The organism is Thiohalocapsa halophila, from assembly GCF_016583825.1.
In the GTDB taxonomy this organism is placed as follows: domain Bacteria; phylum Pseudomonadota; class Gammaproteobacteria; order Chromatiales; family Chromatiaceae; genus Thiohalocapsa; species Thiohalocapsa halophila.
In genome coordinates, this window is record NZ_NRRV01000004.1 from 124,649 (window position 1) to 139,034 (window position 14,386).

A 14,386-nucleotide genomic window follows, 5' to 3' on the forward strand; every position below is an offset into this window, starting at 1 on the left:
GCCCGCCCTGGCCATCGCCAGGCGTAGGTCGGGCCGACGCCAGGAGGCCCGACGATCGGGCGGGCAGAACCGGCGCAGATCGGGCTTCGTCCCTCAGCCCGACTCGCGGAACCGATCTGTACGACCCACAAAGCGGCGCCTGCCTAAAGACCGGATGGCGGCTCCGCGTCATCAAGCCGCTCCACCAGCACCTTGTCCACGCGCTGCTGGTCCATGTCCACCACCTCGAAGCGCAGCCCGGCGGCCTCGAAGTGCTCCGAGGCCCGCGGCACCCGCCCCAGGGTGTGCATCACGTATCCGCCCAGGGTGTGGAAGCTTGCCCCTTCTTCGCCCGGCAGCGGCGCGTCCATGCCGAGCTCGGCGCGCACTCGCTCCAGCGGCAGGCTGCCGTCCATCAGCCAGGAGCCGTCGGCGCGGCGGGTGATCTCGTCCGCGTGCTCGGCATCGTCGCCGAGAGGCGTGCCGACGATGGCGGTGAGCACGTCTGCGAGAGTCACCAGGCCCTCGAGGCTGCCGTACTCGTCGACGATGAGTGCCAGGTTCATGCGGTTGTCGCGGAAGATTTCCAGCAGCTGTGCCGCATGCAGACTCTCCGGCACGAACACCGGCTGCTGCACCAGGCGCTGGAGCTCGTCCGTCGCCGGCGTCGCCGTCGCCAGACAGCCCGGCAGCAAATCCGCCAGCCGCAGCACCCCGAGCAGGTGGTCATCGAGCCCGTCGCGATGCACCGGCACCAGGGTGTGCCTGAGCGCCGCCAGCGAGAGCTTCAGCGCCTCCTGCTCCTGCGCCAAGTCCAGGGCCTCGATCTCGTTGCGCGGTGTCATGATGGCGCCGATGGGGAGCTCGTCGAGGCGCAGCACATTGGCGACCATCGGCTCCTCGCTCGCGTGAAACACCCCCGCCTGGGCACCCTGAGCCATCAACACCCGGATTTCTTCGTCGCTCACCGGCGGCTCCCCGCCGCGGCGGGCGCCGATCAGGCGCAGCAGCAGCCGGCTGGAGGCCGACAGCAGCCAGACCACGGGCAGGGCGGCGCGACATAGCCAGCCCAGCGGGCGGGCGACCGCGGAAGCCAGTGCCTCGGGGGCGAGGAGCGCCAGCTGCTTGGGCACCAGCTCGCCGACCACCACCGACAGGTAGGTGATCGCACCCACCACCAGCACCAGCGCCAGCAGGTCCGCTGAGGGCGCCAGCAGCGGGATGCTGGAGAGCGTCTCGCGCACCGGCTGCGCCAGGGCCGCCTCCCCGAGCGCACCCATGAGCACCCCCACCAGGGTGATCCCGACCTGGATGGTGGACAGAAAGGCCCCCGGGTCCTCCTTGAGCGCGATGGCCTGACGCGCGCCGAGGCGGCCGCGCTCCGCGAGCTCTTGGAGCCGCGACTGCCGCGCGGAGACCACCGCGATCTCGGACATCGCGAACACGCCGTTGGTGAGAACCAGCACCAAAATCAACAGGACTTCCATGGACCGCTTCGTTGTTGCACAGACAGGCCCTCAAGCATGACACAACAACAGAAGTCGCTTGCGGCTCGGCTCATCAAATCGCGCGAGCTTACCGGCATACTGGTCGCGGACGCCGACAGCGTCCTCGCCGTCGGCTCCGAGCATGCGGTGAACAACGCACATTCAAACCACCGGCGCATCGCCGTGCCGGGACAGACCACTGGCTCCGACAAGAAGCGACCACATCGGTTTGACAGCGACCGGTGGATAACCCTTGCGTCAGAAGCCGTGTAGGGACCCGTAAGTACGGTTCTATGGGCAGGCGGGGCTTCGGCCCTCCGACCCGACCTGCCACCACAGGCGGCAAGCTGAGAGCGCAGCGGAAAGTTAGCCGTGCTTGTGTATGGCGTTGTTAGGGCTTTTCTCCTACCCTGTACGGTAACACCGTACGACGGGTGCGGCCTCGCAATGATGTCGAAACCCGTTGCGATGCGGCAAGCGGAGGCTCTCGCAGAAGGACGATAAGAAGAAGCTCGCGCAAAGACGCAGAGGCGCAAAGGAAGAACGCGCATAGCTCGATGCCCCCAGTGCTCGTCTCTTCTCCTTGTCTTCTTCTCTGCGCCTTTGCGTCTCTGCGCGAGAACTCTTTTTCTTGGGTCGTCTGCGCGACATGGCACCATCTGATTCACATTATGCGGAGGCCGCACCCCGTACGACTTAAGGGCCTTGCCGATGCACTCAACTACCGTAAACAAGTTCCGGGATAACCTGAAATTATTTGTGGAACAGGTAGTGAGTGGGCACTACCCCCTCCGCGTGACCCGCCGCAATGGCGCCGATTTCGTTGTCATGAGCGCCGAAGACTGGGAGCGCGATCAAGAAACCTTGCACGTGCTCCAGAATAGCAGCCTCATGCGCCAGATCGCTGAGTCCAGCGCTACCCACGCAGCGGGTACCGGATACATCCCTACACAAGAGCAGCTCGATGAGATCATTGGTGTTCGAGGGTAGAACCTGGGAGGTGTACGAGGATTTGAGGCAGCGCGATAATCGAATGCACAAAAACCTCCGGGCCATTCTTAAAGAAATGCTGGGGGCTCGCCCCTCCACTGGATTGGGAAAACCCGAAGCGCTGCGTCATAAACTTTCCGGCTTTTGCTCGAGACGTCTCAGCCAAAAGGACCGATTAGTGTTCAAAGTCGACGACACCCACATCCATGTTCTTGCCATCGGTGGTCACTACGATTCTTTTGCGCTCTAACGTTAAGCCTGGCCCGCCGCCCGTTGCCGCGCCGTCGCTGCGCTCCGGCGCGGCAACGGGCGGCGGGCCGAGGCGCTTGTAGGGCCTATTGTGCTACAAGGCGGTTTCAAGCGACTTCCGCACCTCTGACGGGACGTCGATTGCGACGAATCTTGCAGCGGAATACAGATAGTCTTCTCCGCTCTCGTCGACAATCCGTAAATCGCCGTCCGCTGCCGCGTCTTCGTCCTCAAGGACCTTGTAAAGCTTGTGACGTTCGAGCGACGCCTGATAGTCGGTGTTGTCTATGCAGACAACGAAGCCTGCTGGTACGTCAGTCTTATTCATGATCGTCGATATAGCGTTTACGCTTCATGTCCCGTCGGCCAATCCCATGAGCCTCATACCAGTGCAGTTCAGCGTGTCGTTCCCGGCCACTGCTCAGTCGCACACCCGCAAAGCCCTTGAGTTTCCTCCGCTTGCCCCTTCCGTACTGTCGATTGAGCCTGGAGACCTCCTGGATGCCAGGACCACGTGCGATTACTTCGATGCCGACAATCCTTCCAACGATCTCAAAGTCAGCCATACGCGCAGCAGAAAAGTCGGCTGTTCGTACTCGTGCCCAACGTCACGGCTAACTCGGGCCAATCGCTGTTTGGCTGCCTTCGGAGGTCAGCCGCTTGTTGAGCTTGTTATGCAACCTCGCTCATGGGGCGAACTCGGGGTGGAGGAAGCGTGCGTCCTTCCGCTTTGAAATGGTTGACGACATCCTGAACAACTTCGCAAAGCTCTCCATATAGGGCGACTGGGTCGTCACCATGTATCCCCGTGATAAGGTCGGGACACTTGCCAATGTATACTTGATCCTCATCGCTCCACTCCACCCACTTGTGGTATTTGTCGAAATCTTTCATTTGCTCACCATTTCGATTGCCCGAGCGATTTGCTTTTCTTGGTAGCGTTTTGCGTCTTCACTAGCTTTGCCGCTTACGGTGACCGCCCCCGGATACCTTGGATGGACGAGTTTTCGGTGGGAGCCTTTCCCCGCGCCAGGGATTTCATCAAAACCGGCGTCTTTTAGAGCTTTCAGCAAATCTCGGATCTTCTGTGGCACTGACTAACCTATTTTGCTCTCCGGGCGCAACGTTTGGCTCACCCGACCGCCCAAAGCGCGGCAGCGCTTTGGGCGGTCGGGTGTAGCCATTTGTTGGGCTCTCTCTATGCGTACTCGAAGACCGGAGTCTCGATGACTCGGTCAGGACGCTTCCCGCCTTTGATGAGCATCTGGATATGCTCGACGGTATCTGGCGAGAAGAACTCCTCTCCAGTCTCCTGGCAGACACGGGCCGGTACGTGTTCAACCACGTAGAACTTGCCCTCGTACTCAAGCGTGTAGGTAACTGTCTTATCGACGAGGGTTTCTTTCATGGATACCTCCACATTTTTCAGCTTATCCTGATGCGGTCATCGACCCATTGGTCCGGGTCTGGCTCGTAAATCGTGATGACCTTTATTATCGGACGACTGGGATAGCTGCAAAGCACGTGCAGCGCACGCCCCGAACTAGTGTGCCCCAGAACCAGGCAGCTCGGACCGTACTTGTCATCTGGGTAATCCTCGATGATCTCGATGTTACCCATCAAGGCTTCCTCCAATTCGCCTACGCTGATGTCCCGGCGAATGCTCTGACCCACGGCATGTCGAGAAAAAACCGGGACAGACCACGTTTTCTGCCTGCTAAAGCGCCAACTCCCGTTGCTCGCCGGGCTCGGTCTCCGTGCGCGGCCGTCCCGGCGCGCCCCTCCAGGTCCGCCGCCCGAGCATCGCCGCGATCTGCCGCTCGAATTTCGGGCTGCCAAGCACGAAGCCGCCGTTGGTGCACGCGCGCAGGCGCTGGAGGAGTTCGGCGTCGAGCACATCCTCGAACAACCCGCGATAGGCCGCAAGGCGCACATCCTCAGAGCCGCCAAGTGCCTGGTACAGCACATGCGGCATCACCAACGAATCGCTCGCGCCCAGCGCATTGGCCCGGTAGCTCGACCAGGGATAGTCGCCGGGCGCGGCAACCATCGACGCGCGGACCGGGTTCAGCTCGATATAGCGTTGGCAGGCGAGCAAGTAGGTGTCCGCCTCGATCAGCGCCGAGCGGAACCGCCCCTCGAACAAGGCCCCGGTGCGGCGATAGGTGCGGTTCACATGTTGCACGTAGCGCTGTCCGAGGCGCTTCATCACCGCCGGCACCCCCTCCCGCCGCGCCGGCGTCATCAGCAGATGCAGATGATTGGTCATCAGCACATACGCATGTAAGGCCACACCTTCCGCCGCTGCGATGGCCCCGAGCCACTCCAGGAACAGCCGCCGATCCTCATCCGCGAAGAACACCGCCGCCCGGTCGATCCCACGCAAGATGACATGCATGGGATAGCCGGCGGCGACGATGCGGGCGCGTCTGGGCATGTGGCAATCGGCGGGGAAGCCTGGAGGCGATGCAGCGAGTTTAGCAGAAAAACGTGGTCTGTCCCTGTTTTCCCTGTGGTCTATCCCTGTTTTCCCTGCTGGAAAAACGTGGTCTGTCCCTGTTTTCCCCACGACTTATGCTTTCCGTTGGCGCATCTTGCGTCACTGGCACATCTCACCTCGAAGAACGACGTGGTCTGTCCCCGTTTTCCCGCCGCCTCTCGATCCTATTTTTCGTTTCGCATCTTTCCATTAGTGAATTGGCACGCACGCCCAGACAGGTCTATATCCGATAACGGGGACCAAAACTCCGTTTTCCCATTCCGTATCTACAATAATCTGCTGCCATGATACTATCTCCCATGTGCATGGTTTAAAGCCGTATGCGTATGACGGATAGAACTGAGCGCTCGCATCACCAGGTATGACGATAGGTGCCGCTGCAAGCATTAGATACAAAATCTTCATGTATTTCATTTCTTTCTCCAGCAACGCCGACAGTTCTCAGATTAAGTTGCCCGTATGCCGGCAATACAGGCCAACGTCAACCGCAGCCCGCACCAAACTGCGGCGACGCGCGAAGCGCCCGCCGCAGTTTGGCGTCGGGCTGGCGGACTTGTTGGGCGATCTCATTCATTCGAGCCATTTTGAGCGAGCCTTGCCGCGTATTTCTCACTTCCTACCAAGTCAAGCGCAAGATCGCGAAAAGCCGCACGATCATTGCCTAATAACTTCGCGAATACAACAGAAACGATGAAGTCATCGCGGGTTCTATGTGCCCATCTTAATCCAAGCGCGCCGGCAAGAAAAAACACGACAAAGGTCGCGAAGCTATTTACGATAAATAGGCTCTGAAGATTCTCGCTCGTTACCGGAAGGAATAGCACGTATTCTGACAGGTTGACGCTCCATACCGCGAGAACGCTCAAGAATACAAAAAGCTTGTCTTTCCTGCCGCTGCGATGAGCGAGAAATCTCGAAGACAAAACTATGACCACAAACATTACGGAGGAAACCATCGCGATATCAAACAGCGTTCCATACCAAAGTACTTCCGGAGATTTGGCCTGATCGAAAGATTTCATTAAGCCCCAAAATTCGGGTATTTGCTCACCGATTAAAAGGATCACGAACACCCCCGAAAGAGCGCCGTACGCAGCTATTAAGAAATAGATCAAAGCCGGAACAGACGTAGCCAAAAGCAAGGACCAGCCGGGATATGGCGAGTAATTACCTTCTGCAATTTCTCGAACCCGTACTTCTTTGCTTTTTCGCTTTTCCAAAAAATATGGTATTAGAGTGGCGAGAACCGAGAACATGCCCGACAGAAGAGCCCCGGAAAGATTGACAACAAGTTCGTTCATTTCTTGGGCGGTTCGGTTGCGGCCCAACAATTGATTGTCCCGTTTCGGGATAACCCGCGAGCGGGAAACCTACCGTTGACAACAAAAATAGCACCGCACGTCGGCCGTTGACAACAAAATGTGACGAGCGCGAGGGTCCTTCCGTACAGCCGGCCTCAGCGGCGAGATATACCGAAGAAGGTGTTTCCCCCGATGCTTGCCATCCCGCTGATCCCCGGCCTCGCTACGACGCGGCTCTGGCACAGGACGAGATTCCCGAGTACGAGCGGGCGCATTATCGGCGGTGGCTGCGCTTTTACCTGGACTTCTGCGCCAAGTGTGAGCACGCGGCGCTGGAGCGGGAAACCGTGCGGGCGTTCCTGCGAAAGCTGCGGGAGAAGGGGCAGGCCGACTGGATGCGCAAGCAGGCGGTCGACGCGGTGCGGCTGTACTTTTTCTTGGGTGAGGCGGGTGCGGGGCACTCGGCCGGCACGCACAACACTGCGCGCGTCTCGGCGGCGAGTAGGGCGCGCCCGCCAGCGGCCCAACCATCCGCCCAGCAATCCTCGCAGTCAGCCACCCGACCAGCCGAGCGGCCTGCCGTGGAGCCGGCGGCCGGGGCTGCGCCGGCATCTTCGCCGAGGGGCACCGACGCTGAGGCCCTCCACGGCGGCCGAGCCGCTTCGTCGCGTCCCGGTGATCCGCACTAGGTCGCGGCGCGTGGCGCCGGGCAACCAGGCCTTCAATGCCGTGCTCTTCGTGTTCCGGCATGTGCTGGGCAAGGAATTCGGGCAGGTGGACGGGGTGGCGCGGGCCAAGAAGCGACCGTACGTGCCGGTTGTGCTCTCCCGCGAGGAGGTGCAGCGGGTGTTGAGCCACCTCGCGCCGCCGTTCGAGTTCCCGGCACAACTCTTGCGCGGATGCGGGCTGCGTCTATTCGAGTGCCTGAAACTGCGGGTGCAGGACGTCAACCTGGAGATCGGGCCGCTCACGGTTCATGACGGCAAGGGTCAGAAGGACCGAACCCGGTGATCTATACCCATACGGTGCCGAGCGTGACGGTGAAGCAGGCGCGCAGTCCGTTGGATCTTTGATGATCCGCGGGCATCACGGACGCGACGCGGGAGCGTCGCGAGTTGCTCCAACGCTGGAGCCTTGGAGCGAGAGCGGGTTGGAGCGTTGGAGCCAGAGGCGGCCAAGAGCCGCCCGCTTCGGCGCCGATGCGGATCAGGCGGATGGCCTTCGCGGCGGCGGTGGGGTTGACGTCGGCCAGAAAGTCGAACGGGCGCTGGATGTCAGCCTTGGCCTCCGGCAGCCAGATCAGCGCCATTGGCCGGGCTCGTCGGCAATCACGGCGTGCGGTTGCTCGGCCCGGCCATCGGCCTTTTCTGCGGATTGGCGCTCACGCCCGGTATCTGCGTCCTGCCGTCGGCGAGCCCTGTTGTCCGCTCGGGTCGTCCGCGCGGGCTGCGAGGCCGTCCAGCCAGGCGGTCATCTCGTCATGGTCGATGTGGGCGCCGGTCTCCACCCAGCGCTGCCAGCGCGCCTCGTCCTCCAGCCGCTCCTGCTCGATGCGCTCCTCACGGTCGAGGAACTGGGTGATGGCCGTTTTCATCAGCCAGTGCGGCGAGCGGTCGCGGGCTTCGCCTAGGCGTTGGAGCCGGTTCCGGGTTTCGTCGTCGAGCTTGAGGCCAATGGTCGTGGACACGGTGCACCTCTTCTTAGTTGCGATTATCGCAACCTTGCATGAGGGCCGGCGTCAGAACAATCGATTCAGCCCGTTCAGCGCCGCCACGCGGTAGGCCTCCGCCATGGTCGGGTAGTTGAAGGTGGTCTCGGCGAAGTACTGGATGGTATTGGCCGGCGGCGGCTGGCGCATGATGGCCTGGCCGATGTGGATGATCTCCGAGGCCTGCTCGCCGAAGCAGTGGATGCCGAGGATCTCCAGCGTTTCACGATGGAACAGGATCTTCAGCATGCCGACGGTGTGGCCGGTGATCTGGGCGCGGGCGATGGCCTTGAAGTGGGCCTGGGCGACCTCGTAAGGCACTTGGTCTGCCGTCAGCTGGCGCTCGGTGCGCCCGACGGAGCTGATCTCCGGCACCGAGTAGATGCCGGTGGGGAATTCGTCCACCAGGGACCAGTCGCACTGGCCGTCGGCGATGTGGGCGCCGACGAAGCGGCCCTGGTCGTAGCTGGCGCTGGCGAGCGCCGGTGGGCCGGCGACGTCGCCGACGGCGTAGATGTGGGGCAGGTCGGTCTGGTAGCTGTCGTTGACCTCCAGCTGGCCGCGCCGGTTGGGCGTGAGGCCGATGGCCTCCAGCCCCATGTCTTCGGTGTTGCCGCTGCGGCCGTTGGCCCAGAGCAGCACGTCGGTCTTGAGCTTCTTGCCGGACTTGCAGTGCAGCACGACGCCGTCGTCGCCGGGCTCGACGGCCTCGTAGGCTTCGTCGTGGCGGATGACCACGCCCTGCTCACGCAGATGGTAGGAGAGGGCGTCGGTGATCTCGTCGTCCAGGAAGGACAGCAGCCGGTCGCGGGTGTCGACAAGGTTCACCTTGATGTCCAGGTAGCTCATGATGGACGCGTACTCGCAGCCGATGACGCCGGCGCCGTAGATGGTCATGGTGCGCGGCGTATGCTGGAGCCCGAGGATGGAGTCGCTGTCCAGGACCCGATGATGGCCGAAGTCCACGTCCGGCGGGTGGTAGGGGCGCGAGCCGGTGGCGATGACGAAATGATTCGCGCGCAGGGACTCGCTGGCACCGTCGGGCCGCACCAGGTCGATGCGCTGGGCGTCCACGAAGCGGGCGCGGCCGAAGACCACCTCGACGCGGTTGCGCTGGTAGTAGCGGTAGCGGGTGCGCACCTGGTGGTCGATGACCGAGTCAGCGGCGCGCAGCAGGTCCGGAAACTCCACCTCCGCTTGGTCCACCGTATGATGGAACAGGGGGTTGCGGCGGTAGTCCGCGAGCATCTGGATGGAGTGGCGCAGGGCCTTGCTCGGGATGGTGCCCCAGTGGGTACAGCCGCCGCCCACCTGATTGTGGGCCTCCACCACGGCCACCCGCTGTCCGGCCTTGGCGAGCTTCATGGCCGCCCCTTCGCCGGCGGGTCCGGCTCCGATAATGATGCTGTCGAATGCGCGTACTGCCATGAATCCGATCGTCCCCGGGCACTCAAAGGGTCAGGTTATCACAGGGCCCGGCGGGCTCGGACCCGTCGCAGACGGGGTTGCTTGGCATGCGCCCCGGGCCAGATCCGACGACAGAATCTGGTCAAACAAGCGGTCTGTATCGGAAGAAATCCGGTGCATCGACCCGGAAGGAGACAGACCACGCGCCCAACGAGACGAGCTCCACCATGGATTGCGACGAATTTAAGCGCCGGCTATTGACGGACCCGATGGATACGGACCCCGAGTTCCGGGGTCACGCCCGCGACTGCCCGCCCTGTGCCGCCGAGGCAAAGCGCGCGCTGGCCTTCGAGGCCGAGCTGCGCCGGGCGCTGGCCGCGGAGACGGGCACACCGCTCCCGCACGAGCGTGGCGCTCGCAGGCGCTGGCTGTTGCTGGGCCTGCTGCCGCTGCTGGCGGCGGCGGTGTGGTGGGCGTTGCAGCTGGCTCCCACTGCCTTTGGCGATGCGGAGGGGCAGCAGCTTGGCCGGTTGGCGGTCGCTCACGTGACCTCAGAGCCAGACCTTTTAGATACGTCTGGGCGAGGCCCGGTCCCCTTGCCGCAGGCGCGGCTGCTGCTACATAACCTCGGGGTCGACGGGCCGCCGCACCTCGCGGCCGGGCCGACGCTTCGCTACGCGGGACCCTGTCGCATCGGCGAGCAACGCGGGGCGCACCTGGTCATGGACGGCGACCGCGGACCGGTGACAGCGCTGGTGCTGCCGGCGACACCGCGCGCGGGCAGCGCACGGGTGCGTGTAGACGGCTTCGATGCCCTACTGCTGCCCCGCGGCGACGGCGCGGTGGCGCTGGTGGGGGCGCCGGGCGAGCCGCTCGGCGCACTGGCCTCCCGGCTGGGGCTCAGGCAGCGGCCGCAGGACGCGCCGCCGCTGCGGCCGTGAGCAATGTCGGCGCCGTGAGGGAAATGTCGATTCATTGGTGCTTCCCGTGCGGGGCCGAATGCCCCGGCACTGTCAGCGCCGCAATTCGCTGAAAATCTAGGAGCCGCGAGCCAGCACCCAGTTGCAGAACAGGGTTTTAGAACAGGGCGGGCGCCGTCCAGCTTTCGCTGAGGCAAGGCCGATAAACGGGCATCTCCTTAGGGGCTGCCCTCGGCCAGCACGACATCGCCGTCGCGCTCCTTGCCGGCGAGCTCCTTCAGGCACCGCGAGCACAGGCAGTCGCTGTAAGTCTGCTGCAGTTGACCCATCAGGTCCGGCGACAGGCTGACGCCGACGCATTGGCAGTGCGGCAGGTCGTCCACCTTGCAAACGAAGCTGGCGCCGCAGCGGGCGCAGGTCTTGGGGCCGGATTGCAGCTCGGCGGGGTCGGGCTGGGTCATGTCGCTCATCGGGCACCTGTCGGGTCGTGAGTTTGGAGGCGGGACGCCGGGTGCCGAAAAGCTGTAGGTGGGGCGGGGTTGATTCAAGCCGGACGCCATCCCGGGCGGCATTCGGTCCTCTGCCCGGGAGACCGGGCAGGTATCGTCATCACTCCCAGCGATCTCGTAAGCGGTGGTCGGGTCGGCGATCGCGTAACCGAGCAATCAAAGGGTTACGCGGCGTAACTCGACCCACGCGGAATGCTTGCCCGGTCTCCCGGCGGTGGGGCCAGTCAGTCCTCCTGGGGCACGATGTCGCGGTAGGCATGCCAGGTGGCATGGCCCACCAGCGGCATGGCGATGAACAGCCCGATGTAGAAGGACATGAGCCCCAGGGCGATGAACAGGACGATCAGCCCCGCCCACAGGGTCATGGCCTGCCAGTTCTCGATGATGGCCCTGACGCTGGTGCGGATGGCCGTGAAACCGTCCACGTCCCGGTCCATCAGCATGGGCACCGAGATGGCGCTGATGGCGTAGGCGACCCAGGCCAGCACGAAGCCGACGCTGATGCTGGCCAACGCGAAGATATTGTTCTGACCGGACAAGAACACGGTGCTGAAGAAGTTCTCCAGCGGCGGATGCATGCCGGTGTAGAGCAGCGCGAAGAGCACGAAGTTGGACATCATCCACAGCTGCATGATGATCAGCAGCCCCGCGGTGATGACACCGAGCTGGGCCTGATTGCCCTTCCAGGCCTCCAGGAAGTGGCAGAAGTGCAGCTTCTCGCCGCGCTCCAGGTGAGCGCTCATCTGGTACAGACCGAGTCCGATGATGGGCGCGAGCAGATAGAAGCCCGCGATGAGGAAGGGCACCATGAAGGTGAGCCCCTCGTTGACGAAGCCGAGGGTGATCAGGCCGCTCAGCAGCACGATGACGGCTCCGTAGGTGAGGCTGTACTTGCGCGCCCGGATCATGTCGTGCCAGCCCTTGTCCAGCCACTCCCAGGGCTGGTCGAGACTGACGCGGTTGATGCGGATCGCTTCCTGCCGGGCTTGTTGCTCGGCGACGGCGGTTTCGGTCATGGCATATCCTCCGGTGGACGTTCTGGTCAGCAAGCGCTGAGGCGGCTGCGGGCGGTGGCCTGGAGGGACCGCCTTGCCCCGGCTCGTGTCGGATTCTTTCTGTTGTTGATGGACGCGCCCGCGCGGTGACGAGCTTGGGCGGACGGGGCCTAGTGCCGACAGGCCGCGCCCTGGGTCGCCGGGCGCGGTGCCGATCGGCCGCTTGAGAAGGTCATTATCGGTGCGGCCAATACAACCCTGCGAAACAGTGCAAAAAAAATTGACAAAGCGCAACCCGGCACCTTGCCATGCTTTTCTGTATAAGCACCGGTGCGACTAGGTAAAAACACTGATACACCTGGCCGATTTCAGCGGTGCTCGCGTCAATCCTGACCCTTGACGCCTGGTCTGCGCGCACGGCGCAGGTGCTTGATGTGACCGCAGAGCAACCGCATAAGCCGCGAGGCGGAAAGGTCTCAGCCACTCAAGGCACACGCATGAGCGACACCCTCACACGCAAATGTCCGTTCGCGGCCCCCATCACCACGGCCCGGGCCGCTTGTCGGCACGCCACGGAGGTGGTGCGCCGGGGCGGCTCCGAGTACGACTGCGACGATGCCGCTGCCCACGACCGCTGCACTGCGCTGTTCGCCGGCCTGAAGCGAACGGGCCTCGACGCCTTTCAGGTCGAGGACGACCTCACGCAGATGCCTCACAGCGTGCTGGTGAAGATCCAAACCGGCGGGCTCACCGGCCTGCGGCGGCTGCTCGAGCCTGCGGCGGACTCGGAGGCGCCCATTGGCGACGTCTCGGCGCTCGCCGCGCAGGCCGCCGACGCCTATGGCGGTGTCGAGCAGGTGCCCGTCGCGGCGCTGGCGGAGGACATGCGCGCCTGCAAGCTGGAGCGCCGCGGCCGCCGGCGCGGGCGCTGACGGCGCGCAGCCGGTCCCGACCATGATGTGCCGCTCCTGCCTGCGCCCGGGCGCGAAGCCAATCTCCGCGCTGGTGCTCGCGTCGGTCTTGGGGCCGTTGGCGATGGCCGCCCCGGCCGCGCCGGAGACGCGCGTCGAGCCGGCCATCGATGCGGGCGCCTTCGACGGGCCCGCGGCCTCGGCGCCCGTGATCACGGACAACGTCCGGGCTCGGCTCCTCGCCGAGCGGGGCGGGGTGGAGCCCGGCGGCACCCTGGACCTGGCGCTGGTCCTGGACATTCGCCCCCGCTGGCACACCTACTGGCGTAATCCCGGCGATTCGGGGGAGCCGCCGCGCATCGACTGGACGCTGCCCGACGGCGTCACCGCCGGTCCCATCCGCTGGCCGTTGCCGGCGCCCATCCCCGTGGGGCCGCTGGTGAACTACGGCTACTCGGATCGCGCCGTCCACCTGGTCGAGATACGGGTGCCGGCCGATTGGCCCGCCCGCGAGCCCCTGCCCGTCAGGGCCGAGGCCGACTGGCTGGTGTGCGAGGAAGCCTGCATCCCGGAGCAGGGCGGCTTCAGCCTGACGCTGTCGACGGACCCCGTCGGCGCGGCGTCGCCCTCCGCCGAGGTCCGGCGCCTGTTCGCCGACGCCCGTGCCGAGCTGCCGCAGGCGGGCTTGGTCGCCGCGAGCCTGGCCCGGGGCAGTGATGCGCTGCGTCTGCGCGTGCCGGCCGCGGCCTTGCCGGCGTCAATCGACGATGCCCATTTCTTTCCGGATGCCTGGGGCCTGGTCAACCATGCCGCGCCGCAGCGCTGGCGGCGCGAGGCGGGCGCGGACGGCGGGGATTTGCTGCTGGCGCTGACGCCCGGCGACGCGGCGGGGTCGGTGCACGCCACCGGGCTGCTCAAGGTCACGAGCGCCGACGCTGCCGTCGGCCTGCGCCTCGACGCCACTGCGGCAGCTGCTCCGGGAGAGACGGGTCCCGGGGCGGCGTCCGTGTCCTCTGCGGCTTCGTCTGCGGCTTCCGCTGGGGCGCAAGACCTCGGCCTGCCGCTGGCCCTGACCTTCGCGCTGCTCGGCGGGCTGGTGCTGAACCTGATGCCCTGCGTCTTCCCGGTGCTCGCCATCAAGGCGCTCGGGCTCGCCGCGCAGGGTGGGGCCCGCTTCAGTGCCCGCGCCCTGCACGGGCTCGCCTACGCCGCCGGCGTGATCGTCTTCTTCCTCGCCCTCGGGCTGTTGCTGCTGGCGCTGCGCGCCGGCGGCGCCGCGGTGGGCTGGGGCTTTCAGCTGCAGTCGCCGCTGTTCGTGACCCTGATGGCCTACCTGTTCGTGGTGCTCGGCATGAGCCTCGCCGGCGCGCTGACGCTGGGGACGGGGCTCATGGGGATTGGTCAGGGCATGGATCAGGGCATGGGTGGAG

Annotated in this window: 18 protein-coding genes and 1 pseudogene; 7 read left to right on the plus strand and 12 right to left on the minus strand. The window is 64.4% G+C overall.

Annotation, left to right across the window (positions count from 1 at the left end; all coding sequences use genetic code 11):
* Positions 1 to 143: 143 nt before the first annotated feature.
* Positions 144 to 1,466 (minus strand): hemolysin family protein, encoded by a 1,323-nt coding sequence (locus CKO31_RS03065; protein ID WP_200233968.1) that lies wholly within the window; start codon positions 1,464 to 1,466, stop codon positions 144 to 146.
* Between the two features lie 36 nt (positions 1,467 to 1,502).
* Between CKO31_RS03065 and CKO31_RS03070 the strand changes: the two genes are divergently transcribed.
* The 3 genes from CKO31_RS03070 (at position 1,503) to CKO31_RS03080 (ending at position 2,706) form a co-directional block, all read left to right on the plus strand.
* The gene (locus CKO31_RS03070) at positions 1,503 to 1,739 is read left to right on the plus strand and encodes a hypothetical protein (protein WP_200233969.1); all 237 of its coding nucleotides are present in this window, start codon (positions 1,503 to 1,505) and stop codon (positions 1,737 to 1,739) included.
* A 438-nt stretch (positions 1,740 to 2,177) separates the two neighbouring features.
* Positions 2,178 to 2,456 carry a type II toxin-antitoxin system Phd/YefM family antitoxin gene (locus tag CKO31_RS03075; protein ID WP_200233970.1) on the plus strand — a complete coding sequence of 93 codons (279 nt, stop codon included), beginning with the start codon at positions 2,178 to 2,180 and terminating at the stop codon, positions 2,454 to 2,456.
* Positions 2,431 to 2,706 (plus strand): Txe/YoeB family addiction module toxin, encoded by a 276-nt coding sequence (locus tag CKO31_RS03080; RefSeq protein ID WP_200233975.1) that lies wholly within the window; start codon positions 2,431 to 2,433, stop codon positions 2,704 to 2,706. Before CKO31_RS03075 ends, CKO31_RS03080 begins: the two co-directional genes overlap by 26 nt.
* 93 nt (positions 2,707 to 2,799) lie before the next feature.
* On the opposite strand, the gene CKO31_RS03085 is transcribed toward CKO31_RS03080, so the two are convergent.
* From CKO31_RS03085 to CKO31_RS03110, 6 genes and pseudogenes are all read right to left on the minus strand, one after another.
* Positions 2,800 to 3,033, minus strand: coding sequence for a hypothetical protein (locus tag CKO31_RS03085; RefSeq protein WP_200233976.1), 234 nt, complete (start codon positions 3,031 to 3,033; stop codon positions 2,800 to 2,802).
* 562 nt (positions 3,034 to 3,595) lie between these two features.
* Positions 3,596 to 3,799, minus strand: coding sequence for a type II toxin-antitoxin system HicA family toxin (locus tag CKO31_RS03090; protein WP_200233977.1), 204 nt, complete (start codon positions 3,797 to 3,799; stop codon positions 3,596 to 3,598).
* A 104-nt stretch (positions 3,800 to 3,903) separates the two neighbouring features.
* A complete protein-coding gene (locus tag CKO31_RS03095) occupies positions 3,904 to 4,113 on the minus strand; it encodes a YgiT-type zinc finger protein (protein ID WP_200233978.1) in 210 nt (69 codons plus the stop codon).
* 17 nt (positions 4,114 to 4,130) lie between these two features.
* Positions 4,131 to 4,382 (minus strand): annotated as a pseudogene (locus tag CKO31_RS03100) (DUF4258 domain-containing protein); the annotation flags it as partial.
* Positions 4,383 to 4,422: 40 nt separating this feature from the next.
* Entirely contained in the window at positions 4,423 to 5,103 is a 681-nt protein-coding gene (locus tag CKO31_RS03105) for a transposase (protein WP_242475105.1), read from the minus strand.
* Between the two features lie 668 nt (positions 5,104 to 5,771).
* Positions 5,772 to 6,506 carry an MFS transporter gene (locus CKO31_RS03110; RefSeq protein ID WP_200233983.1) on the minus strand — a complete coding sequence of 245 codons (735 nt, stop codon included), beginning with the start codon at positions 6,504 to 6,506 and terminating at the stop codon, positions 5,772 to 5,774.
* A gap of 699 nt (positions 6,507 to 7,205) precedes the next feature.
* Here CKO31_RS03110 and CKO31_RS03115 point away from each other — a divergent pair.
* Positions 7,206 to 7,517 (plus strand): site-specific integrase, encoded by a 312-nt coding sequence (locus CKO31_RS03115; RefSeq protein ID WP_200233985.1) that lies wholly within the window; start codon positions 7,206 to 7,208, stop codon positions 7,515 to 7,517.
* A gap of 1 nt (position 7,518) precedes the next feature.
* Here the strand turns inward: CKO31_RS03115 and CKO31_RS03120 are convergent, their stop codons facing one another.
* The 3 genes from CKO31_RS03120 to sthA form a co-directional block, all read right to left on the minus strand.
* Positions 7,519 to 7,815, minus strand: coding sequence for a type II toxin-antitoxin system RelE/ParE family toxin (locus tag CKO31_RS03120; RefSeq protein ID WP_200233987.1), 297 nt, complete (start codon positions 7,813 to 7,815; stop codon positions 7,519 to 7,521).
* Positions 7,816 to 7,887: 72 nt separating this feature from the next.
* Positions 7,888 to 8,193, minus strand: a complete 306-nt coding sequence (locus tag CKO31_RS03125; RefSeq protein ID WP_200233990.1) for a CopG family ribbon-helix-helix protein — start codon at positions 8,191 to 8,193, stop codon at positions 7,888 to 7,890.
* 51 nt (positions 8,194 to 8,244) lie between these two features.
* Positions 8,245 to 9,642, minus strand: coding sequence for a Si-specific NAD(P)(+) transhydrogenase (gene sthA / locus CKO31_RS03130; RefSeq protein ID WP_200233992.1), 1,398 nt, complete (start codon positions 9,640 to 9,642; stop codon positions 8,245 to 8,247).
* A 206-nt stretch (positions 9,643 to 9,848) separates the two neighbouring features.
* On the opposite strand from sthA, the gene CKO31_RS03135 reads away from it, so the two are divergent.
* Positions 9,849 to 10,562: a DUF3379 family protein gene (locus CKO31_RS03135; protein WP_200233994.1), complete on the plus strand. Its 714-nt coding sequence runs from the start codon at positions 9,849 to 9,851 to the stop codon at positions 10,560 to 10,562.
* A 197-nt stretch (positions 10,563 to 10,759) separates the two neighbouring features.
* On the opposite strand, the gene CKO31_RS03140 is transcribed toward CKO31_RS03135, so the two are convergent.
* Positions 10,760 to 11,011, minus strand: coding sequence for a cysteine-rich CWC family protein (locus CKO31_RS03140; protein ID WP_200233996.1), 252 nt, complete (start codon positions 11,009 to 11,011; stop codon positions 10,760 to 10,762).
* A 263-nt stretch (positions 11,012 to 11,274) separates the two neighbouring features.
* The gene (locus CKO31_RS03145) at positions 11,275 to 12,066 is read right to left on the minus strand and encodes a DUF2189 domain-containing protein (protein WP_200233998.1); all 792 of its coding nucleotides are present in this window, start codon (positions 12,064 to 12,066) and stop codon (positions 11,275 to 11,277) included.
* A 476-nt stretch (positions 12,067 to 12,542) separates the two neighbouring features.
* Here CKO31_RS03145 and CKO31_RS03150 point away from each other — a divergent pair, with 476 nt between their 5' ends.
* Positions 12,543 to 12,977, plus strand: a complete 435-nt coding sequence (locus CKO31_RS03150) for a hypothetical protein (RefSeq protein ID WP_200233999.1) — start codon at positions 12,543 to 12,545, stop codon at positions 12,975 to 12,977.
* Positions 12,978 to 13,080: 103 nt separating this feature from the next.
* On the plus strand, positions 13,081 to 14,386 hold a 1,306-nt coding region (locus tag CKO31_RS03155; RefSeq protein ID WP_274607683.1), incomplete at its 3' end, for a protein-disulfide reductase DsbD domain-containing protein.